This window comes from Acidovorax sp. HMWF029 (genome assembly GCF_003060895.1).
Classification (GTDB): domain Bacteria; phylum Pseudomonadota; class Gammaproteobacteria; order Burkholderiales; family Burkholderiaceae_C; genus Acidovorax.
The window spans coordinates 33147-54560 of the sequence record NZ_QAIH01000153.1 but is presented as its reverse complement, the minus strand read 5'-3'; the positions used below and the strand labels follow the sequence as shown (position 1 = coordinate 54560).

Sequence of the window (21414 nt, the reverse complement as noted above, 5' to 3'; positions counted from 1 at the left end):
CCCCCGCCGGTCTGTGCGGCGATGCTGCCCTGCGCGCGTGCTGTGGCGCCCGGCACGGCCAGCGTAACCAGGCCTTGGCCCGACTGTTCGCCGGGCGCCACACGCAGTTGGGTGGCTTCGACGCGGGCTTGCAATGCGTCCAGAAGGAGGCGTTCCAGGTGCAAGGTGCCGCCGGGCTGGGTGGGCGAAGGTGGGTGCCAGCTACCCCGGGCGGCGAATGTGTTGATGCGCAGTAGCGGGGAGCGGTTGGCTGGCGTTTTGGAAGGGGGGGCCGCAGTGGGGCTGATGGCCTGGATGTCCGCCGTAAAACGCACCACCTCGCCCTGCATCTGCGCGGCCATGCGGCCTGCCAGCGGTGCGGCCGCCCAAGCGGTGTGCAGTGCGTCGGGGCGCAGGTTGCGCAGTTCGGCCTGGCCATCCAGCGCGCCGGTGGTGGGGGTGTAGCTGCCATGCAGGGTCAAGGCGCTAGTGCCAGCATTCACCGTGGCGCCGGGCACGGTCCAGCGGGTGCCGTCATAGTTCGCATCGGCCTGCAGTGCGGTGAGGGGCAGGCGGGTTTGGTCCCACGGGCCTGCCAGTTCGTTGCGCAGCTGTGCCCGCATGGCCCAGCCCTTGTTGCTGGAGGCTGTGCCTTGGGTGGGGCCCGCCTGCACGGTGCCATGCAGCTGCGTGGCCGGTGCCTGGGGCCACAAGGCTGCGAGGTTGACGGCGCGCAGCGTGGCCTGAGCAGACTGCAGGGGCTGTGCGGACCAGGGGGCCAGCGTGGCCTGCACCTTGGCTTGCATGGCGTCTGCCGTGGCGGGCGGTGGCGGCGTGGCCTGGCTTTCTTGCGTGGTTGTGGGCTGGATGCGCGCCTGCAGTTGCAGCTGCGCCGCTGCCGTGGCCAGCGTGCCCTGCAGCGTGGCGTGCGCGCCCAGCTGGATGGCAGAAGTGCCACCAGGCACGGCGGCGCGCACTGTGCCGTCCACGGTGGCGTTCAGCGCCAGGGGCGCCTGGGCCTGCAGCGTCAGCCGCGCGTTGTATTGGCCCTGGGCCAGCTCCACGGTGCCGATGTTCAGGCGGTGCTCGCGCCCGTCAAAGTGGTAGTCGCCCGCCAGCCCCCACGCCTCCACGGCGGGGGCGCCCGCCCATTGCAACTGGTCCACGCGAAACGGCACGCCGATGTGCAAGGGCAGCACCAGTTGGTTGGGGGGCGTTGGGGGCTCGGCGCTCTGTGCGCTGGCCAGTGGCGTGATCTGCACGCGCGTGGCCAGCACTTCGCCCAGCGCCAGCCGGCGCTGCAGCAAGGGTGCCAGTTGCCAGCCCAGGCGCAGATCGGTCACCTCTACGGACAGGCTGGGGCTGCTCCAGCGCAGCCAGCCGATGCGCCCACCGCTGCGCAGCGAGCCGGTGACTTCGCGGCTTTCCAGTTGCTGGCCTGCGGGCAGATACTGCTGCGCGCGGGCCAGCGTGGTGGCCAGCGACGTGCCACTGCCCGCCCACCACCAAAGAAGTGCGCAGGCCGTGAGCAGCAAGGCCACCAGCACCACCAGCAGCCAGCCGAATGCTCGCAGCACGCGGGGCGCGCGGGGAGGGCGTGGGCTCGGGGCTGATGAAGACCCGGCGCTGAAGTCCGACGCAGGTGCGCGTGGTGCGGGTGAGGAATGGCGCGGGGTGTTGCTCATCGCCATCAGAAGCTGAACCCCAGCCGCAGGTGCAGTCGCAGCTCCTGGGTCTTGACGCCATAGGCCAGGTCGGCCTGCAGAGGGCCCACGGGACTGCGCCAACGTACCCCGGCGCCCACGCCCACGCGGGGGCTGAGGTCTCCCACTTTGTCCCCCACGGCCCCGGCATCGACGAACAGCGTGCTCTCCCAGTCGGTCATCTGACCCTTGTAGACGATGGGGCGTTGCCATTCCACGCTGCCCACGGCCAGGTAGCGCCCACCGTAGAGCTGGCCTTTGTCTGTGCGCGCGCCAATGCTGCGGTAGCCGTAGCCGCGCACCGTGGTGTCACCTCCGGTAATGAACAGCTGCGTCAGGGGGATCTGCGCGCCATCGCGGGCGAGCACGGCCCCGGCCTCGGCCCGCAGGGCCAGCCGGGCGTTGCGGCCTGTGCCTGCATCGTCGATCACACGCCCGGCGGGGATGAAGGATTGCCAGCGTACCAGCGTGCGCACGAACGGGTCGCGCTCAGGCCGCAGCGTGGTACCCAGGCCCAGCGCTACGGCGATGCCATGGCCGCGCGTGGGAGCGGTGAGGCTGTTGAAGTAGCGGCCGGTCCAGCCATAGTTCACGCTGAGCGCCGTGCTGGTGTCGGAGGGCAACTGCACATTGGTGGCAAGGCCCTGGCTGTTGGCGTAGTCATATTGCAAGAAAAAGTTGCGGTCGATGTGCCGGGTGCTTTTGCTGCGGCCCGCGCGCAGGCGGCTGCTGTTCACGTCGTAGTCGCCGGTGGATTCGCGCTGCAGTTCGCCGCCAGCAAACCAACGCCAGCCCCGATTGTCCGGCAGGTCGGTCCATTCGCTACTGCCCTGGTGGGTCTCGCGGTCCAGTGCCAGTTTGCTCACGGCGCGCCAGCCCAGGCCGGGCATCTGGTTGTGGATGTGTTCGAGCGACAGGCGAGCGCCGCTGTCCGTTGAGAACCCCGGCCCGAACACCAGTTTTTGCACCTTGGCCTCGCGCACCTGGGCCACTACGGGCGCGGCCTCTGGGTCGGTGCCTTCGGTGTCAAGGGTGAGGAACACCGCGTCGTAGTAGCCGCTGTTGGCCAGTCGTAGCTGGGCGTCGAGCATTTCGGCCTCGTCGTACACGGTGCCGGTAGGCAGGCGTGCCAGGCGCCGCGCGCCATCGGGGTCATAGCGCTGGCTGCCCTCCACACGCAGCGGCCCGAATCGGTAGGGCGGACCGGGCTCGTAGGTCACACTAAGCCGGGCCTCGTGCTTGTCTGCGTCGATCTCGGCGCGGCTGCTGGCAATGCGGGCGGTGGGGTGGCGGTGCGCCTGCAGCTGGCGCAGGCCGTCGTTCTTGGCAGCGTCCCAGGCAGACTGAGTGAAGGGCTGGCCTGGCTGCAGTGACCAGTTGCGCTGCACGCGCTGCTGCTGGCGGATGCTGGCGTCCTGGGTGCTGGTTTCATCGGGCGACGGCACTGCGCTGGACCCGTCTGCGCCGCCCGCGCTGCCGGTGAAGGCGAGGTCTGCGTTGGCGATGCGGGTCTGCGGGCCCGGCTGTACCGTGACCACCACCGCGCGTGGGGCGCCCTTGCTGTCGGGCGTTTCGGTCTGCTCCACGGTAATGGTGGGTGCAAAGTAGCCCATGGTGCCTAGCAATTCGCGGGCGTTGGCATCGGCTGCGCCCAGCAGGCGCTGCAACTCGTTGGCATGCAGGTCGGGCAGGTGGCGAAAGCGCTGCAGTTCCAGGTGGCGTTCCAGGGTTTCCTGCACGGTGGCCGGTGCGTGCACCTGAAGATCAAACGCGGGGGGGCCGGATTCGGCAATGGCCGCGCTGGCTGCCCCCGGGGCCTCCTGGCTATCGCTGCGCGGCAGCAGACTGCAACCGGTCAGGCCCGCCAGTGCGCCGATAAGCAGCAACGCCGACCATGGAGCCGGCGTTGGGGGATTGACGGAGGAGCGCAGGACGCGAAAGGGCACGGCAACAATGGGTGGGAGTGGACAGTGGCGCCAGGTTCTCAAAACCAGCCCGCCGCCACTATGCACTGAAAAGCATCCCGTCCGTGTCAGACAGTGGCGCGCAATGGGGTCTCGGCGCACTGAGTCAGCGGTCTTGTAGAACCTGTTCTCACTTTGAAAGCAGCCGCATGGTTTCCTCCAGCCCCTTGAGGGACAGCGGGTACATGCGGTTGCCAAGCAGCTGCTGGATGATGCTGATGCTTTGGCGGTATTGCCACACGCCCTGGGGCTCGGGGTTGATCCACGCGTGCTTGGGGAAGGCGTGCGTGAGGCGCTGGATCCACTCGGCACCCGCTTCCTCGTTGTTGTACTCCACGCTGCCACCGGGCTGCAGGATCTCGTAGGGGCTCATGGTCGCGTCGCCCACGAAGATCAGTTTGTAGTCGCGGTTGTACTTGCGGATGATGTCCCAGGTGGGGAACTTCTCGGCAAAGCGGCGGCGGTTGTTCTTCCACATGAAGTCGTACACGCAGTTGTGGAAGTAATAGAACTCCAGGTGCTTGAACTCGCTCTTGACGGCGCTGAACAGTTCTTCCACCCGCTGTATGTGCTCGTCCATCGTGCCGCCCACATCCATCAGCAGCAGCACCTTCACGTTGTTGTGTCGCTCGGGCACCATCTTGATGTCGAGGTAACCCGCGTTGGCTGCCGTGCTGCGGATGGTGTCGGGCAGGTCAAGTTCGAGCTCATGCCCCTCGCGCGCAAACTTGCGCAGGCGGCGCAGCGCCACCTTGATGTTGCGAGTGCCCAGCTCTTGCTGGTCGTCGTAGTCCTTGTAGGCGCGCTGCTCCCACACCTTCACCGCGCTCTTGTTCTTGCCTGCGCCCCCAATGCGCACACCCTGCGGGTTGTAGCCGCCGTGGCCAAACGGGCTGGTGCCGCCGGTGCCAATCCACTTGCTGCCGCCCTCGTGGCGCTCCTTCTGTTCTTCGAGCCGCTTCTTGAGCGTCTCCATCAGCTCGTCCCAGCCCATCTTCTCGATGGCTGCCTTTTGCTCAGGCGTGAGCTCGTTCTCCAGGATCTTGCGCAGCCAGTCGGCCGGGATCTCCTTGGTGAAGTCGGCCACCATCTCCACACCCTTGAAGTAGGCGCCGAAGGCCCGGTCGAACTTGTCGTAGTGCTTTTCGTCCTTGACCAGCGTAAGGCGCGACAGGTTGTAGAAGTCGTCCAGGCTCCACGCGTCATCCGACTTGGGCCCTACCACACCGGCCTGCAGGGCTTCGAGCAGGGTGAGGTATTCCTTGACCGATACGGGTAGTTTGGCCGAGCGCAGGGTGTAGAAGAAGTCGATCAGCATGATTTTTGGCTCCTTGCGCGCTTCAGGCGGGCTTGTTGCGCTCCAAAAGATATAGCAACTGAGCGCGCGCCTCAGGCCACTCGCCCGCGCGCATGCTGTACATCACCGTGTCACGGATGGTGCCGTCACGGCGCAGCGCGTGGCCACGGATCACTCCGTCCTTCTTGGCGCCCAGGCGCTCGATGGCCTTTTGGGATGCAAAGTTGTAGTTGTCGGTGCGCCAGCCCACCACATGGCAGCCCAGCGTGTCGAAGGCGTGCTGCAACAGCAGCAGCTTGCAGGTCGTGTTGACGTGGCTGCGTTGCACGCTTTGGCAGTACCAGGTGTAGCCGATCTCTACCCGCTTCACGGCGGGCAGGATGTCGTGAAAGCTGGTGCAGCCCAGCACCTTGCCAGTGGCCTCTTCGACCACGGCAAACGCGAACCGATGACCTTCTTCGCGGCCCTTCAGGGCGGTTTCGATGTAGGCGCGCGTGTCCTGGGGTTCGGGCACCGAGGTCACACGCAGCTTCCACAGCTCGCCGTCAGCGGCGGCCAGGCGCAGGCCCTCCTCGTGCGACAGATCAAGGGGTTCCAGGCGCACACCACGGTCGCGCAGTGTGATGGGTTCTACAAAGGCCATAGTTGTTGCTCTGTGCGCTTCGTCAGTCCTTGGAGGGCTCGCTGCGGCGGCTGGCCTGCCAGCGTTTGGCCGCGTGCAGACCCAGCCCGCCGCCCAGCCCGACCAGGGCAATACCCAGCAGGGCCTGGGTGCCATAGCCCGGGGCAAAGATATCCATGCCGAGCCACTGGCCCAGCCAGAAGCCAGCCAGCGCACCGCCGATAAAACCGACGGCGTCAGAGATGCCGTCTGCGAGGGATGGTGGATTGGGGGCGCCCATGGTGCGGCCTGCTCTCAAAATCAACGGTTTCTCTGGTTCATGAACACCAGTTTTTCAAACAGGCTCACGTCCTGTTCGTTCTTGAGCAGCGCACCCACCAGTGGCGGCACCGCCACCTTGTTGTCGGCACTCTGCAGTGCGGTAAGCGGGATGTCTTCAGCCACCAGCAGCTTGAGCCAGTCGATCAGTTCGCTGGTTGAGGGCTTTTTCTTGAGGCCCGGCAGGTTGCGCACGTCATAGAACGTCTTCATCGCCACGCTGAGCAGATCGCTCTTGAGCGTGGGGAAGTGCACGTTGATGATCTGCCGCATCGTGTCGGCCTCGGGGAACTTGATGAAGTGGAAGAAGCAGCGGCGCAGGAAGGCATCGGGCAGCTCCTTCTCATTGTTGGAGGTGATGAACACCAGCGGGCGGTGCTTGGCCTTGATGAGTTCGCGCGTCTCGTAGCAATAGAACTCCATGCGGTCGATCTCGCGCAGCAGGTCGTTCGGGAACTCGATGTCGGCCTTGTCGATTTCGTCGATCAAGAGCGCGACGGGCCGGTCGGCCGTGAAGGCCTGCCACAGCACGCCCTGCACGATGTAGTTGCGGATGTTCTTCACACGCTCGGCGCTGTCGCCATCATTGAGCTGGCTGTCGCGCAGGCGGCTCACCGCGTCGTATTCATACAGGCCCTGCTGGGCTTTGGTGGTGGACTTGATGTGCCATTGCAACAGCGGCATATCGAGCGCCTGCGCCACTTCCTCGGCCAGCATCGTCTTGCCCGTGCCGGGCTCGCCCTTGATCAGCAGCGGCCGTTGCAGCGTGATGGCGGCGTTCACGGCGAGCATCAGGTCTTGGGTGGCGACGTAGTTCTGGGAGCCTTGGAATTTCATGGGGGAAAACACCGGATCGTTGATGAATGGGCTTGACAGGGCGCTGGCTATAATCAACGGCTGATCAGAGCCTAGAGCTGAACTTCCACGAGATTGTGCGCGCAAAATGAACAAAACGCTGACCACGCTATTTGCCCTGGCTGTCGCTTCCGTGACCGCCGTCTCCCATGCCCAGGAAGCCAAAGGCGATGTGGAAGCCGGCAAGCAAAAGATTGCCATGTGCATTGGCTGTCATGGCATTCCTGGCTACCAGGCCAGCTTTCCTGAGATCCACAAGGTGCCCATGATCTCGGGCCAAAGCGCCAAGTTCATTACTGCGGCCCTGGTGGCCTACCAGAAGGGCGAACGCAAGCACCCCACGATGCGCGGCATTGCCGAATCGCTGTCCGAGAAGGACATCGCCGATGTGTCGGCCTACTATGAACAGCATGGCAAGACAGGCGCTGAGCTGCCTGCCAAGCCTGGCCGTGAGCCCAGCGTGCAAGTGGCTGAGTTGCTCAAGAAGGGCGCTTGTGTCTCCTGCCACGGCGACAACTTTGCCAAGCCTATCGATCCCTCCTACCCCAAGATTGCGGGCCAGCATGCCGACTACCTCTTTGTCGCCCTCAAGTCCTACAAGGTCGAGAAGAACGCCAATGTGGGTCGTAGCAATGCCATCATGGGTGGAGTTGCCAAGCAGTTCACCAATGCCGAGCTGAAGGCTCTGGCTAATTACATCGCCAGCGTGGATGGCGACCTGCACGTGGTGCCTCAGTCGCGCTTCCGCTGATACGGCGCCTTGACCAACGAGCCCGAAAGCCCGCCTTGGCGGGCTTTTTTCATGGGGCTGCGGGATCCGGCGAATGCGCCACAAACGGAGCGTAAATCCTTGCCGAAATATCTGGGCAGGGCACAAATGCGTCTTGTGCCTACATGGGGTTTTGGTGCGCTTTTATACAATGTGAGCGGGTGTCGCAGTCACGGTGATTCGGCAGGTTCATGCGCTGGTCGGGCCGCCTCGCGGCTTGACTGCGACCACCGATGTTCCACGCTTCTCCCACCCTGATTCAGGCCTTGGGCGCCTTCCTGTTCGGACTGGCGATCCTGCACACTTTCTCCACCCGGTATTTCACGCGCTTGGCCCACACACGGCCTCGGCATGCGGGCTTTCTGCACTTGCTGGGTGAGGTGGAGGTGGTCTTTGGCTTCTGGGCCATGGTCCTCATGCTTTTCATGTTTGCCATCAGCGGCAAGCAACAGGCCACGGCCTACCTCGACTCGCGCAACTTCACCGAGCCGCTGTTTGTGTTCGCCATCATGGTGATCGCCGCCACTCGACCCATCCTGGAACTCTCAGGAGCCATGGCGCGGCAGCTGGCGCGCCGTCTGCCTGTGCGTCGTGGCGTGGCTATGTACTTCGTGGTGCTTGCACTGGTGCCGTTGCTGGGCTCTTTCATCACCGAGCCAGCCGCGATGACGCTGGCCGCGCTGATGCTGCGAGATCTTCTTTTCTCGCGGCCGGTGTCGAGTCGGCTGAAGTACGCCACGATCGGCGTGTTGTTCGTCAACATCTCGATCGGCGGCACGCTCACCCCCTTTGCTGCGCCGCCGGTGCTGATGGTGGCAACCCAGTGGAACTGGGACCTGTGGTTCATGGTGTCCCATTTTGGTTGGAAGGCAGCGGTGGCCGTGCTGGTCAATGCTGTGACGGTCACGCTCATCTTCCGTAACCAGGTGGGGCACATGGGGCGCAAGATTCCGGCACCCGAGGTGCCTGTCCCCGCATCGGTGATGGCCGTGCACATCGTGTTTTTGGCGCTGGTCGTGTTGTTTGCCCACCACCCTGCAGTGTTCCTGGGGCTCTTTCTGTTCTTCCTGGGTTTTACGTCGGCTTACCGGCACTATCAGAACCCGCTGATCCTGCGCGAGGCATTGCTGGTGGCATTCTTTTTGGCGGGGCTCGTGGTGCTGGGTGGTGTGCAGCAGTGGTGGCTGCAGCCCATTCTGATGGCGATGGATGCGAACGCGGTGTTCTTTGGGGCGGTCGCACTCACCGCCTTTACCGACAACGCGGCCCTGACCTACCTGGGTTCGCTGGTCGCAGGGCTCAGCCATGAGTTCCAGGTGGCCCTGGTGGCAGGGGCGGTGACAGGGGGCGGCCTGACGGTGATCGCCAATGCTCCGAATCCCGCAGGGGCAGCCATCCTCAAAGGCCGGTTTGCGGGAGGAGTGGTCCATCCGCTGTGGCTTCTGCTGGGTGCCTTGCCGCCCACCCTGGTGGCGGTATTGGCGTTCCGACTGCTGTAAGCCGCTCTGTGAGTCGCTGTGGGGCTCAGTCTCGCGTGGCGCGCCGCTGCACGCATGCGATGTAGGCCTCTCCATCGGGCGGTCGGCCTGCACGCTGACTTTCCCACAGCATCTCGCCCAGGCAGTCCATGGCAGCGTGGTGGGCGTCGTGCAGGGAATCGAGCCGCGCTGTCAGCAGCTCCACTGCTTGGCGAATTCCACGCGGCTGGTCGATGCTGCATTGCTCGCTGATCGACAGGTGCATCGACAGGTGCAAGAACGGGTTGGTCTGGCCTGGCGTTTCGTCGTAGTTGCGGGCGACGGCCGCGTCGGCGTTGGACAAGTCGGCGTGGTATTCGGGGTGCTCGGCGATCCACAGGCTGGCCAGCGTTTCGATGGCTTCCATGGGGGCGCCGCTCTGGGTCTTGGCGTGCACGCCGCACAGAAAGCGGCGCACATCGGCTTGGGAGGGGCTGAACATGGGGTTGAGGGTAGCACGTGGCTTTGCCTTGGCGGCGACGAGGTTGCGCCTGTGCGCTACGCAGTGCTGCGGCCGCGTCCTACGCCGTCTTGGCAGGGGCGGCTCCTACATTGGCTGGGTGCAAACACAAGGAGCCGGGTCCGGTTTGTCGCTGTCCTCCAAATCAGGATCCCTTACCCCCTTGGCGCACCCATCATGCGCGAGATGGTCCGCGCTGCGGTCAGCAATGTCGGCAGAAGTGTCTTTTGCATCATGTCCGCACTTGTGCGGTTGGCCTGGCCGCTGATGTTGAGCGCTGCGACGGTCTGCCCTGTGCGGCTGGTCAATGGTGCCGCAATCGAAATCAAGCCCTCTTCCAGCTCCTGATTCACCAGGCACCAGCCTTGCTGGCGCGCCTGGTGGATGTGGGCGATCAGCGCATCCACATCAGTGGTGGTGTGGTCTGTAAAACGCTCCATGGGGTGGCTCCGCAACCGGGCCTGCAGTTCATCATCCGGTAGTCCTGCCAGCAGCACCCGCCCCATGGACGTCCAGCACGCGGGCAGGCGCGAGCCTACGCCGAGCGTGGTGCGCATGATCTTGTGCGTAGGCACGCGCAGCACGTAGACGATGTCCAGGCCGTCGAGCACGGCGGCCGATGAGGATTCGCGCACCTCTTCCACCAGATCTTCCATCACCGGCTCCGCCAGGTTCCAGATGGGCAGCGACGACAGGTAAGCAAAGCCCAGGTCCAGGATGCGCGGTGTGAGCCGAAAGAGCTTGCCGTCGGTTTCCACATAGCCCAGCGTCTGCAGTGTCAGCAGAATGCGCCGCGCGCCAGCGCGGGTCAGCCCGGTGCGGGCGGCCACTTCGCTCAACGTCTGCGCGGTGGTGTCGGCGCTGAACGAGCGGATCACCTCCAGCCCCCGCGCGAACGACTGCACGTAGCTGTCGCTGGGTTTAGGACCTTTGGCAGGAGGCGTTCCGGGATCCATAGGCAGGCTCTCTATAATTCTTTGAGCGAACTTTTGTTCTTTTGGCGAACAAATTATAGATTCAACAGAAACAAGACGCTCGCCAACCCTGGGCGACCGGGTCAGCGGCGTGCCAGACCCTTGCGCCCGGCAAGCCCTGCGTTGCGCACAACCCGTGGCCTGCGCATGAGGAAATCGCTGAATTGATCAACAACGCAATGCTCCTAGCCGCTCACCGGTGTCGCCTGCGTGAAGCGCATCTGCACCGATCTGTGCACACTGGCCTGCTCGCCCGCCGGGCTGCAGCTGATCGACACCGTGCCCGGCCTGTCGCTGGTCGAGCTGGAGCAACTAGTGGGCCTACCCATCCGGGCGCCGTAGACCACGGCCGCCTGACCGAACCCATTCAACCCAACCCGAGAACCGAGGAGACAACACCATGACCACCCGCCAAGCCTTCATCTGCGACGCCATCCGCACGCCGTTCGGCCGATATGGCGGCTCGCTGAGCAGCGTACGCACTGACGACCTGGGCGCCATCCCCATCAAGGCGCTGATGGACCGCAACCCCGGCGTGGACTGGGCGGCCGTGACCGATGTGCTCTACGGCTGCGCCAACCAGGCCGGTGAAGACAACCGCAACGTGGCCCACATGGCCAGCCTGCTGGCAGGCCTGCCGGTGGATGTGCCTGGCGCCACCATCAACCGCCTGTGCGGCTCGGGGCTGGATGCCGTGGGCACGGCCGCACGCGCCATCAAGGCGGGCGAGGCGGGCCTGATGATTGCGGGTGGCGTGGAGAGCATGAGCCGCGCACCCTTCGTCATGCCCAAGGCCGAGAGCGCCTTCAGCCGCAACAACGTGGTGTATGACACGACCATCGGCTGGCGCTTCATCAATAAGCTGATGAAGGAAAAGTACGGCGTCGATTCCATGCCCGAGACCGCCGAAAACGTGGCCACCGACTTCCGCATCGAGCGCGAAGCGCAAGACCGCATGGCCCTGCGCAGCCAGCTCAACGCCGTGGCCGCCATCAAGGACGGCCACCTGGCGCGCGAGATCGTGCCCGTGCACATTCCGCAAAAGAAGGGCGAGGCGATTGTCGTGAGCCAGGATGAGCACCCCCGCGAAACCAGCCTGGAAGCACTGGCCAAGCTCAAGGGCGTGGTGCGGCCCGACGGCACGGTGACGGCGGGCAATGCGTCGGGCGTGAACGACGGCGCCTGCGCGCTGCTGCTGGCCGATGAGGCCAACGCGGCCAAATACGGCCTCAAGCCCCGCGCCCGTGTGGTGGGCATGGCCGTGGCCGGTGTGGCGCCGCGCATCATGGGCTTTGGCCCCACGCCTGCCACGCTCAAGGTGCTGGCGCAGACGGGCCTGACCATCGACCACATGGACGTGATCGAGCTCAACGAAGCCTTTGCCGCTCAGGGCCTGGCCGTGCTGCGCGCGCTGGACATCAAGGACGACGACGCCCGCGTGAACGCCTGGGGCGGCGCCATTGCCCTCGGCCACCCGCTGGGCGCCAGCGGCGCGCGGCTGGTCACCACCGCTGTCAATCGCCTGCACGAACACGCTGGCAAGTACGCGCTGTGCACCATGTGCATTGGCGTGGGGCAGGGCATTGCGGTGATTCTGGAGCGCGTTTGATCCAAATCCTCCTCAGGCTCAGCGCGGGTTCAAGCACGGGGTAGCCAAGGGCGTTCGCAGCTGGCGCTCAGCCGCCCCGGCTTCAGCGCGCAGCAGCGCGTGGTCTGAGCACCCACCAGGTCAGCAGCCCCAGTGCCAGCCCCCAGCAGGCCGAGCCCAGGCCCAACAGACTGACGTTGGAGGCTGTGACCACAAAGGTGACCAGTGCGGCCTCGCGTTCCGAGGGCTCGGCCAGGGCACCCACCAGTCCGTTCTGGATGGCTCCCAGCAGCGCCAGACCCGCCACGGTGCTCACCAGCGCGGCGGGCAGCTGCGCAAAGGCGTAGGTGATGGCACCTGCAAAGCTACCCAGTACCAGATAGAACACCCCGCAGGCTGCGCCAGCCACCCAGCGCTTTTCCGGCAAGGGGTGTGCTTCTTCTCCGGTGCAGATGGCGGCGGTAATGGCCGCGAGGTTGATGCCGTGGGCTCCGAAGGGTGCCAGCAGCAGGCTGGCCAGCCCGGTGCCCGCAATGAGCTGGTTGTTGTGGGCGCTGTAGCCCGAGGCGCGCAGCACGGCCACACCGGGCACTTGCTGGCCGGTCAGGCACAGCAGCGCCAGCGGCACTGCGGTGCTCAGGATGGCGGTCCACGAAAATTCTGGCGTGGTCCACACCGGCAACGCCAGCCCCCAGGTTGAGGGCGATGTGCCCAGGGCGCTCGCGGCGGTTTGTGCGGCCACCTGCCCCCAGCCCAGCCCCTGCCACAGGGCCACCCCGAGCAGCAGGGTGAGGGCAATGGCATAGCGCGCCGAGCGCTGCTTGAAGAGCAGGTAGCCCGCAAACATGGCGCCCACCAGCCAGGGCGCGCCCTCCACGGTGCTGCGGGCGGCTCCGAAAGCGTCCACGCCGAATCGCAGCAGAATGCCTGCCAGCATGGCGGCGCACAGGCTGCGCGGGATGCGGGCCATCAGCCGGTCAAAAACTCCGGTCCACCCAATCAGCAGCAAGGCAGCGGCCGCCAGCAGGTAGGCGCCCACCACCTGGCTGTAGGGCAGGGCCACCAACGCGCTGGCCAGCAAGGCCGCGCCGGGTGTGTTCCATGCGCACACCACGGGCACGCGCTGGCGCCAGCTCATCCACAGGCCACACGCGCCGGAGCCTATGGAGATGGCCCACACCCAGGAGGTGACCTGTGCCGCAGAAAGGTGCCCGGCCTGCGCAGCCTGCAGCACCAGCAGCAAGGGGCCGGCGTACGAGATCAGCACGGCCACCAGCCCTGCCACCACGGCGGGGAACAGGTCCTGGGCCGTGGCCAGCGCGCGCAGGCGCGCGCCACCGGCGGGCCGGTGGTGGGGCGTGGTGGCCGGTGCCAAAACCGGCGATGGGCTTGTGGTGTGGTGGTGGGGTGTTGTCATGGGGCCATGGTGCCTGCAGACCACCCGCTGGGTGGGCACAGTCTGTACGGGGTTTATGCTGTACAGATGGCTCCATCCACATCTGTACTGCAGCACAGTTACCTGCAGCTTGCGCAACAAGTGCGTCGCGACATTGCCCAGCAACGCTATGCGCCGGGCGAGCGCCTGCCCTCGGTGCGCGCGCTGGCCGCCGCACAAGGCGTGAGCGTGGCCACCGTGGTGCGCTGCTACCGCCACCTTGAGGCCCTGGGTGCTGTCCAGGCGCGGCACAAGTCCGGGATCTACGTCGCAGGGCCCGCTGCGGCCCGCGTTGCGCCAGACACGAGCAACGACATGGGCACGCTAGGCCCGCAGGCCGGTGCGCAGTCCAAACCGCCGCCCGTCGAATTCGACCGGCTGGTGTCGCTGGAGCACCGCATGACCGAGCTGTACTCGCTGACCACACAACAGCCTCTGCAGTGGGGGCTGCACCTGGCCAATGCCTCCCCCGCGTGGTACCCCACCGACGCCCTGGCCCGCATTGCCCAGCGCCTGTTGCGCAGCCAGCCCGAGATGCTGGGCGCGTACCCCACAGGCAGCGGTCTGCCTGCGCTGCGCACGGAACTGGCAGGCTGGATGGCAACCTATGGCCTGGACCTGCAGCCCGAGGAATTGCTGGTGACCAACGGCAGCACCGAGGCGCTGAACGTGGCACTGCGGGCCGTTACCCGGCCGGGCGACGCGGTGGTGGTGGAGTCGCCGGTGTACTTTGGCCTGCTGCAGATGCTGGGCAACCTGGGCCTGCGTGCCATCGAGCTGCCCTGCACGCCGGGCGAGGGCATGAGCCTGGAGGCCCTGGAATACGCGCTGGAGCACCAAAGCGGCGTGCGTGCCGTGGTGGCTATGCCCAACTTCCAGAACCCGCTTGGACATGTGATGCCCGACCGCAACAAGCGGCGTCTGCTGCGACTGGTGGAACAGCACGACCTGGCGTTGATCGAGGACGATGTGTTCGGCGACCTCTCGCACACACCGCAGCGGCCTCAGCCCGTGAAAGCCTGGGACCGCCACGGTCGCGTCATCTATTGCGGCAGCAGCAGCAAGAGCCTGGCGCCCGCGTTTCGCCTGGGCTGGACATCGGGCGGGCGCTGGCATGCGCGGATGGAGTCGCTCAAGCTCAGCACTTCACTGGCTGCGCCTTGGCTGGAGCAGGCGGTGATGGCGGAATTCATGCGATCTGGCGAACTGCAGGTGCACCTGCGCCGCCTGCGCGAGCGCCTGACGCAGACCACGCCCCGCGCGACCGATGCCGTGCGCAAGTACTTTCCGGCGGGTACGCGTGTGCACAGCCCCGCAGGCGGCTGGTGGCTGTGGCTGGAGCTGCCGCACCCTGTGGACACGCTCGCGCTGCTGCGGCAGTCCGTGGCCCAGGGCATTGCCTTCACGCCCGGGGCGCTGTTCTCTACCACCGCCAAATACGCCAGCCACCTGCGCCTGAACACTGCCCGCCCCTGGACGCGCGAGCTGGAGCAGGCCGTGCGTCAGCTGGGGCAACTGGCCACACGGGCACAGTAGGTCCGGCGGGCAGCTCCTTTGCTTGGCTGTCCAAGAGAATTGGATTAAAAAATGGCTCTTCCGCGCGACCGTTATTGGTTTTTTGCTATGAAAAAAGAAGCAAATAGACGCACTCAGGCGTTCACCCGGTACACCTTCCCCGTCTGCGCGCCTTCCACGCCGCGCTGGTAAGCCAGCGCCACACGCTCTGCAGGCACCGGCTCGAACCCTGGGAAGAACGGCCCGTAGCTGCCCATCGATTCGGTCAGCACCGTGGGGCTGATGGCGTTGATGCGCAGGCCGCGCGGCAGCTCGATGGCGGCGGCGGCCACAAAACCTTCGATGGCCGCGTTGACCGCCGTGGCATTGGCGCCGTTGCGGATGGGCTCGATCGACACGATGCCGGAAGTCAGTGTGATGGACCCGCCGTCGGTCAGGTACTTCTGGCCGACCAGTGCCAGCTGCACCTGGCCCAGCAGCTTGTCCTGCAAGCCCAGGTTGAACTGCTCGGCCGTCATCTCCGTCAGCGGGCCAAAGTGAAGGTTGCCTGCGGTGCTCACGATGGCATCCACTTTGCCCACGGCCTCGAACAGTTGGGCGACCGAGCCCGGCTGCGAGAAGTCCGCGCGGTGCATGCCGCTGCTGCGGCCCACGGTGATCACGTCGTGGCGTGCGCCCAAGTTGGCCAGCACGGCCTGGCCGATGGTGCCGCTGGCGCCGATGAGAAGAATCTTGGACATGGTGTTTTCCTTGGGTGTCAAAAGGGGTTGATGAAGAACTGACACCCCGATTCTTTTGCTAATCAATCAATGCATAAAGTGCATGCGGGTTATGCTTGCGCTAACTATTGATTAGGAATATCCAAGAGCCATGGACAAGCTGCGCAACATGGAAGTCATGGTGGCCGTGGTGGAGGCCGGCAGCTTTGCCGCCGCCGCGCGCCAGCTGCAGATATCTGCCGTGATGGTGGGCAAGCACATCCAGCAGCTCGAAGCCCACCTGGGCGCACGCCTGTTGCAGCGCAGCACGCGCCAGAACAGCCTGACCGAGGTGGGCGCCGCGTTCTACGAAGACAGCAAACGCGTGCTGGAGCAGGTGCGCTGGGCCGAATCGGCCGTGGAGCGCAGCCGGGCCGTGCCGCAGGGCCTGCTGCGGGTGAGCGCGCCGTTCACGCTGGGCAACCACGTGATCGCCCCGCTGGTGGCCGACTTTCTGCAGCGTCATGACCAGGTGCGCGTGGATTTGCAACTGACCGATAGCGTGGTGGACCTGGCAGGCGAGGGCTTTGACGTGGCCGTGCGCATTGGCCAGGTGGTGAACGAGGGCCTGGTGGCCCGCCCGCTGCGCCCCTACCGCATGGTGATTGCCGCCGCACCCGCGTACCTGCAGCGCCACGGCACGCCCGAACGCGCGGCCGACCTGGCGCGGCACCAGTGCCTCAGCCACTCGGTGTGGCAGCGGAGGGTGGAATGGACATTGCGCGACGGCAAGGAGGACTTCTTCTGGCCCGAGAACGCGCGCTTTGTGTGCAACCAGGGCGACGGCCTGCGCCAGGCGGCGCTGCGCGGCCTGGGCCTCATCATGCAGCCCGAAGTGCTATTGGCCGACGACCTAGCCAGCGGTGCGCTGGTGCCGGTGATGCAGCACTGTCTGCCCGTGCCGCGCCCGGTGCATCTGGTGTATGCACCCGACCGGCGGCAGTTGCCCAAGCTGGCGCGGTTTGTGGAGTTTGTGGTGGGAGCGCTGGGTGGGGATGGTCGCTGACTGAGCTATACGGCTTCAGGCTCAGCAGAATGATTTGCGCTGGTCCTTAAGTGCATCGCGGTCGATGCTCGCCGCGAGCTGTTCCATGTCTGCCGCGCAGACGCCATGCTGCAGGAAATGCCGAGGCCAGTGCTCGACCGCCTGGGCGACTTCCTGAATCAGCGCAATGGCACGTGCCCGTGTGATGCCGAATTCGCTCAGCTCGGTCAGCGCGTTCTCCAGCGTGGACTGCGCGCCATGCTGGCCCACCACCATGGCCTGGTAGCCCATGTTCTGCAGCGTGGGCACCACGTCGAAGGCGGGGGTCAGCGCGTAGTAGCCGTCAAAACCCAGGCGCAGGCAGTGGTTGCGCTCGTGGTCGTCGGTGTTGTCCATGAGGATGTTGAACACCATGCGCCGAAACAGCTCTTCGCGCTGCGCTTTGTGCCGATCGGGATGGGCGTGGCGCAGGAGCACGGTGGCCAGTGCGCCGTAGCTTTCGGCCAGGCCCGCTGCCGCCAGTGCCGTCTTGGCAGAGATGCAGTGCACGCGCAGGTTCAGCGTGTCCACTTGCACGCGGTCAAACCGCTGAATGGTGAGTGCATGGCGCTGCGGCCCCCGGCCCAGCCGCGATGGAATCGGCAGCACGCCGGTGGTGGCAACGTGGATGCCCGCCAGGGCCGCCAGTGTCATGGTGGCGTGCTCAATGAGGGGGGTGTCCACCGTGTCATCCAGCTCGCAGAACTTGATGACGCAGGGCCCGTTATCGGTTTGCAGCAGTGCCTTGGGCCGCGCCCCGCCCAGCGTTACGCCGGGCTGCACCAGCCGCTGGATTTCTTCGGTGACCGGGGCTTGGGACTGCACGTCCTCCACGGCGCGCACCATGGCCTCGAGATCGCGCAGCTGCGGATACGGCCCGATGCGGCGGGGGATGTAGTGATCGGCCGATGTGGAGATGCCCAAAGCACCAAAGCGGTCGTCGCCAGCGAACAGCAGCATCTCCAGAATCGACAGGCGCGCAGGGCGGTCGATGTGGCGAATGATGCGCTCGCCCCAACGGTCTGGCCGCGCATCGTCGATGGCGCCGGGCGCGCTGTCTTTGTGGCCTGCTGTGAACATCTGGCCTGCCAGCAGGGGCAGGTCTTCGCTCAGTGCAAATTGCCACCAGTCTGCGGCGTAGCTGAAGGTGGCGCAGTTGGGCACCAATTGCGACAAGCCCACCGCACCGGTCAGCACGGGTTGGGCTGGGTTGATCAGCGTCCAGACATACAAGGTGTCTTGCGGCACGTAAGAGCGTGGCGTGACCTGCGGCGCGTCGAGTTGTTGGCTCATGGCCGCGCTTTCTTTTGGCCCGAGATCAGTGCGGCCAGGCCAGCGGCGGTACTGTTGGCAGCGCGCTCTGGCGCGCTGAGTCCTGCTGTTTGCAAGGCTTGCTGGATCTGTTCTTCGTGGCCCATGCCAGCGGCTTTTTGCGGGGGCTGTTTCATCGGCTTGGTAACGCCTGTTCCCTGAAAGAAACCTTCAGCCTCTTGGGCAAAGTGTGCGGCCCCCAAGCGGGTGGGCGCATTGGTCGCTGAAACGGACGGCAAGGCGGCGGGCTTGGCGTTGCCTACTGCGGCCAAAGCGCCGCTGGGGGCAGCTGCCCGTGCAGCGCGCCGGGGCCGGGCTCTGGCCACCTCTTGCTCGAGCGATGCCAGGTCGTTCTGCGGTGCAATCAGTTCGGCCAGCCCCTGGGCCTGGTTGATGAGCCACATGCACATCACATACGACGCCATCGACACCGATGGGTCGCCCCGCTCAATGCGCGCCATGGTGGGCTGCGACACGCCCAGACGCTGGGCCCACTGGGCCTGGGTTTCCTTGCGACGCTTGCGTGCAATCACGATGTTCTGTGCGAGCAATGCAATCTGCTGAAGAACCGCCTGGGGGTAGTCAGTGGGCTTGGTGTTTTGGGATGGCATTCATAGATGTTAGTCCAATAAGGGATTTTTGAATATCTATGAATTAACTACCATGTTCCAGAGAGGCATGGTGTTGCATGGTTTGAATTATTCATAGATGTTTATAAATGAATGAAAAAATCGCATCTATGAATAGAGCGCGTGCGACTGGCCAGCCCTGCCGTGTGAGCGAGGCGCACCCAACGCCGGGGGTGTTGCCTTGCGCCACAGTGCGGTGCTGCGGTGCTCACTCCACCGCGTTGCGGGGCACGGCTGGCCCGATCTTGAACACCCCGCTCACCCGCGCACAGGGCACGCCATCGGCTGTCACCAGCCCTTGCGCAAACACCAGCGAACGAGTGACGCGCAGCGGCTCGGCCTCGCCCTGCACCCAGGCGCCCAGCGGGGCGGGGGCGAGGTAGTCGATCTGCAGGCTGATGGTGGGCAGGAACCGGTCGGCCACCTGCTCGCTTTTGCGGTGCACCGACAAGGGCAGCAGCATGTCGCAAAAGCTGGCCATCATGCCGCCGTGCAGGTTGTTCATGGGGTTCACATGGCGCCGCTCCACGCGAAAGCCGAACTGCACCACGCTGCCTTCATGCCGCAGGTAGAGCGGGCCGTTGTGCTGGATGAAGGGGCCACCGGACTGCAGCGGCGCAAAGCCTGGGGGGATCTCGACGTGACCGCTCATGCGCGGGTCTCCTTCTCCACGTCTTGCGCAAAGTTAGCGCCTTCCAGGCTGCTATGGGTGGCGCCGTCCTCGGGCAGCCAGCCGCGGTACACCGTGCGGAAGTCCGCCACGATCTGCGCCAGCGGCATGTCGTCAAACGCGCCGCGCTGGTTCACATATTCCATGTGTCGCGCGCCCGATTTGTCGAACGGGTGGTAGATGGAATCATTCTCCCCGTCGAACTCCAGCGGCAGCAGGCCGAAGCGCTCGCACAGCTCGATGTTGAACGCAGGCGTGGCCTTGCGCCAGGCGCCATCAAGCCAGATGTCGGTGTAGCCGTGCCAGATGAAGAGATCGGTCTTCATGGTCTCGCGCATGCGCTCGGTGCTGAGGTGGTTGCGCACATCGGCAAACCCCATGCGCGCGGGGATGCCCGCTGCGCGGCACACCGCCGTCAGCAGCGCGGCCTTGGGCACGCACCAGCCATGGCCGTTGGCCAGCACACTGCTCGCCGCCATCCCTTGGGGCGACAGGTCGATGCGGTACGGGTCGTAGCGAAAACCGTCGCGCACGGCCAGGTACAGGGCCACGGCGCGTTCGCGGTCGGTGGTGCCGCGTGCGTGTTCGGCGGCAAAGGCTTGCACGGAGGGGGCGTCGCTGTCGATGAGGGCCGTGGCACGCAGGTGGGCTGGCGTGGGGGCGGTGGTCATGGTGGTGTGTCTCCTGCAGTCGGGCTGGAGCCAGTGTGCGGGCCCTGTGCGCTCGATGCTGTCACGGGTGCGCCAGCTTGTGCCGTGGAGTGTGAAGCCGCCATCACACCCGCCACGCGGGCAGCTCCCAGTTGCGCCACAGTGCCAGCCCGCGCAGCCCGGCTGTCAGCAGCACGCAAACCACCAGCGGTGCCCAGTCGGGCGCCTGCACCTGGCGCAGGGCCACGTCGGCCCAGCCACCGGCAAACGCGCACAACGCGTAGGGCCGGTGGTCGCTGAAGGCCTGCGGCACCTCGTTGCACAGCACATCGCGCAGCACGCCGCCAAACACGCCAGTGGTCACGCCCATCATCACGCTGATGATGGGGGGCATGCCGATGGCGGTGGCAATGTCCACGCCCACGGCGGCAAACAAGCCCAGGCCGATGGCGTCGGGCAGCAGCATGGCGCGCTCGGTGGGCTGAAAGTGCCGCTGGCGCATGAACAGCATGGCGCCGATGCACAGCGCCAGAATGCCCCAGACAAATTCGGTGTGGCGAATCCAGAAGAACGGACGCTGGTCCAGCAGCAAATCGCGCAGCGTGCCCCCGCCAAAGGCTGCGACGAAGGCCACCACGCACACGCCCACTACATCCAGCCGCTTGCGCGCGGCCATGATCACGCCCGACAGTGCAAACGCGACGGTGGCGGCCACTTCCAGGATGAAGCGCAGGGTGTGAATCCAGGGGGCATCGAGCAGCAGGTCCATGGGCGCGATTGTGCCGTGGTGCTGTGGGTGAAGGCAGGGGTTGTCGCCACCTTGGCTGCTGTAGGTTTTGCTATTAAAAATATAGCTATTAGCGCTTGATGTTAAAGCGCTAGAGCCTGTTTTTGCATAAAAAATGCACCGATGGTCATGCCCAGGCGTGCCGGTGCCTTCAGGGCGCGGCGCCCCACCACCGCACAAGCTGCCAGGCCAGTGCCAGCAAACAGCCCGCGCCGCCCAGTGCGCCCAAGCGGCGGCCCCAGCGCAGGCTGGCGGCGGGCCATTGGTTCATGGCCAGCACCAGCAGCCAGCCCAGCGCCATCCAGGCCGCCACCACCAGCGCCAGCCCCGCCGCCAGTCCAGCTGCAGCGGTGGCCGCGAGGGCTTGCAGCGCCAGGGTGGCCAGAACCACGGCCCAGGTGCGCCGGGATGCCGCAGTGGCGGGTGGCGAGCCGTCGCCCCAGGCGCGGGTAGGCACGGTGCGCGCCCAGCGGGTCAGTGCGATCAATGAGGCCAGCGCGGCGCTGGCGCCGATGAGTTCGTTCATGCGGCCTCCGGCGGGTGGCGGTCGGGGCCTGGATTGGGGATGTGCGGCGCCCCGTGGCCCGCC

20 protein-coding genes and 2 pseudogenes are annotated in these 21414 nt (G+C 65.7%); 6 read left to right on the top strand and 16 right to left on the bottom strand.

Annotation, left to right across the window (positions count from 1 at the left end; genetic code table 11):
* The 6 genes and pseudogenes from DBR12_RS22735 to DBR12_RS10780 form a co-directional block, all read right to left on the bottom strand.
* Positions 1-1556: pseudogene (locus tag DBR12_RS22735) on the bottom strand (DUF490 domain-containing protein); the annotation flags it as partial.
* A 113-nt stretch (positions 1557-1669) separates the two neighbouring features.
* Complete coding sequence (locus DBR12_RS10800; protein WP_108617241.1) at positions 1670-3628, bottom strand: autotransporter assembly complex family protein; 1959 nt, start codon at positions 3626-3628, stop codon at positions 1670-1672.
* Positions 3629-3776: 148 nt separating this feature from the next.
* Positions 3777-4964 (bottom strand): VWA domain-containing protein, encoded by a 1188-nt coding sequence (locus DBR12_RS10795; protein WP_094291382.1) that lies wholly within the window; start codon positions 4962-4964, stop codon positions 3777-3779.
* Between the two features lie 22 nt (positions 4965-4986).
* Positions 4987-5586 carry a GNAT family N-acetyltransferase gene (locus tag DBR12_RS10790; protein WP_108617240.1) on the bottom strand — a complete coding sequence of 200 codons (600 nt, stop codon included), beginning with the start codon at positions 5584-5586 and terminating at the stop codon, positions 4987-4989.
* A 22-nt stretch (positions 5587-5608) separates the two neighbouring features.
* Positions 5609-5845 carry a hypothetical protein gene (locus DBR12_RS10785; protein ID WP_108617239.1) on the bottom strand — a complete coding sequence of 79 codons (237 nt, stop codon included), beginning with the start codon at positions 5843-5845 and terminating at the stop codon, positions 5609-5611.
* Positions 5846-5865: 20 nt separating this feature from the next.
* Positions 5866-6720, bottom strand: coding sequence for a MoxR family ATPase (locus DBR12_RS10780; protein WP_108617238.1), 855 nt, complete (start codon positions 6718-6720; stop codon positions 5866-5868).
* A 106-nt stretch (positions 6721-6826) separates the two neighbouring features.
* Between DBR12_RS10780 and DBR12_RS10775 the strand changes: the two genes are divergently transcribed.
* A complete protein-coding gene (locus tag DBR12_RS10775; RefSeq protein ID WP_108617237.1) occupies positions 6827-7489 on the top strand; it encodes a cytochrome c in 663 nt (220 codons plus the stop codon).
* A gap of 251 nt (positions 7490-7740) precedes the next feature.
* Entirely contained in the window at positions 7741-9006 is a 1266-nt protein-coding gene (locus DBR12_RS10770) for a putative Na+/H+ antiporter (protein ID WP_108617236.1), read from the top strand.
* Between the two features lie 25 nt (positions 9007-9031).
* On the opposite strand, the gene DBR12_RS10765 is transcribed toward DBR12_RS10770, so the two are convergent.
* Positions 9032-9466 (bottom strand): DUF1841 family protein, encoded by a 435-nt coding sequence (locus DBR12_RS10765; RefSeq protein WP_108617235.1) that lies wholly within the window; start codon positions 9464-9466, stop codon positions 9032-9034.
* A 173-nt stretch (positions 9467-9639) separates the two neighbouring features.
* Positions 9640-10440, bottom strand: a complete 801-nt coding sequence (locus DBR12_RS10760) for an IclR family transcriptional regulator C-terminal domain-containing protein (RefSeq protein ID WP_108617234.1) — start codon at positions 10438-10440, stop codon at positions 9640-9642.
* Between the two features lie 207 nt (positions 10441-10647).
* Here DBR12_RS10760 and DBR12_RS10755 point away from each other — a divergent pair.
* Positions 10648-10800, top strand: a pseudogene (locus DBR12_RS10755) (3-oxoadipate CoA-transferase); the annotation flags it as partial.
* A 58-nt stretch (positions 10801-10858) separates the two neighbouring features.
* Entirely contained in the window at positions 10859-12067 is a 1209-nt protein-coding gene (gene pcaF, locus DBR12_RS10750) for a 3-oxoadipyl-CoA thiolase (RefSeq protein WP_108617233.1), read from the top strand.
* Between the two features lie 82 nt (positions 12068-12149).
* Here the strand turns inward: pcaF and DBR12_RS10745 are convergent, their stop codons facing one another.
* A complete protein-coding gene (locus DBR12_RS10745; RefSeq protein ID WP_108617232.1) occupies positions 12150-13463 on the bottom strand; it encodes a benzoate/H(+) symporter BenE family transporter in 1314 nt (437 codons plus the stop codon).
* 66 nt (positions 13464-13529) lie between these two features.
* Here DBR12_RS10745 and DBR12_RS10740 point away from each other — a divergent pair, with 66 nt between their 5' ends.
* Positions 13530-15017, top strand: a complete 1488-nt coding sequence (locus DBR12_RS10740; RefSeq protein WP_108617251.1) for a PLP-dependent aminotransferase family protein — start codon at positions 13530-13532, stop codon at positions 15015-15017.
* 113 nt (positions 15018-15130) lie between these two features.
* Here the strand turns inward: DBR12_RS10740 and DBR12_RS10735 are convergent, their stop codons facing one another.
* Positions 15131-15736, bottom strand: coding sequence for a short chain dehydrogenase (locus tag DBR12_RS10735; protein WP_108617250.1), 606 nt, complete (start codon positions 15734-15736; stop codon positions 15131-15133).
* Positions 15737-15866: 130 nt separating this feature from the next.
* On the opposite strand from DBR12_RS10735, the gene DBR12_RS10730 reads away from it, so the two are divergent.
* A complete protein-coding gene (locus tag DBR12_RS10730; RefSeq protein WP_108617231.1) occupies positions 15867-16760 on the top strand; it encodes a LysR family transcriptional regulator in 894 nt (297 codons plus the stop codon).
* Between the two features lie 21 nt (positions 16761-16781).
* On the opposite strand, the gene DBR12_RS10725 is transcribed toward DBR12_RS10730, so the two are convergent.
* The 6 genes from DBR12_RS10725 to DBR12_RS10700 all read right to left on the bottom strand — a co-directional run bounded on the left by DBR12_RS10725 (position 16782) and on the right by DBR12_RS10700 (position 21351).
* The gene (locus DBR12_RS10725; protein ID WP_108617230.1) at positions 16782-18071 is read right to left on the bottom strand and encodes a type II toxin-antitoxin system HipA family toxin; all 1290 of its coding nucleotides are present in this window, start codon (positions 18069-18071) and stop codon (positions 16782-16784) included.
* On the bottom strand, positions 18068-18700 hold the full coding sequence (locus tag DBR12_RS22730) for a helix-turn-helix transcriptional regulator (protein ID WP_233244387.1): 633 nt from the start codon (positions 18698-18700) through the stop codon (positions 18068-18070). The genes DBR12_RS10725 and DBR12_RS22730 overlap by 4 nt, the downstream gene beginning before the upstream one ends.
* A 226-nt stretch (positions 18701-18926) precedes the next feature.
* The gene (locus DBR12_RS10715) at positions 18927-19370 is read right to left on the bottom strand and encodes a PaaI family thioesterase (protein ID WP_108617229.1); all 444 of its coding nucleotides are present in this window, start codon (positions 19368-19370) and stop codon (positions 18927-18929) included.
* Positions 19367-20059 carry a transglutaminase family protein gene (locus tag DBR12_RS10710; RefSeq protein ID WP_108617228.1) on the bottom strand — a complete coding sequence of 231 codons (693 nt, stop codon included), beginning with the start codon at positions 20057-20059 and terminating at the stop codon, positions 19367-19369. Before DBR12_RS10710 ends, DBR12_RS10715 begins: the two co-directional genes overlap by 4 nt.
* A 103-nt stretch (positions 20060-20162) precedes the next feature.
* Complete coding sequence (locus DBR12_RS10705) at positions 20163-20807, bottom strand: trimeric intracellular cation channel family protein (protein WP_108617227.1); 645 nt, start codon at positions 20805-20807, stop codon at positions 20163-20165.
* Between the two features lie 169 nt (positions 20808-20976).
* On the bottom strand, positions 20977-21351 hold the full coding sequence (locus DBR12_RS10700; protein WP_108617249.1) for a hypothetical protein: 375 nt from the start codon (positions 21349-21351) through the stop codon (positions 20977-20979).
* Between the last annotated feature and the right edge of the window lie 63 nt (positions 21352-21414).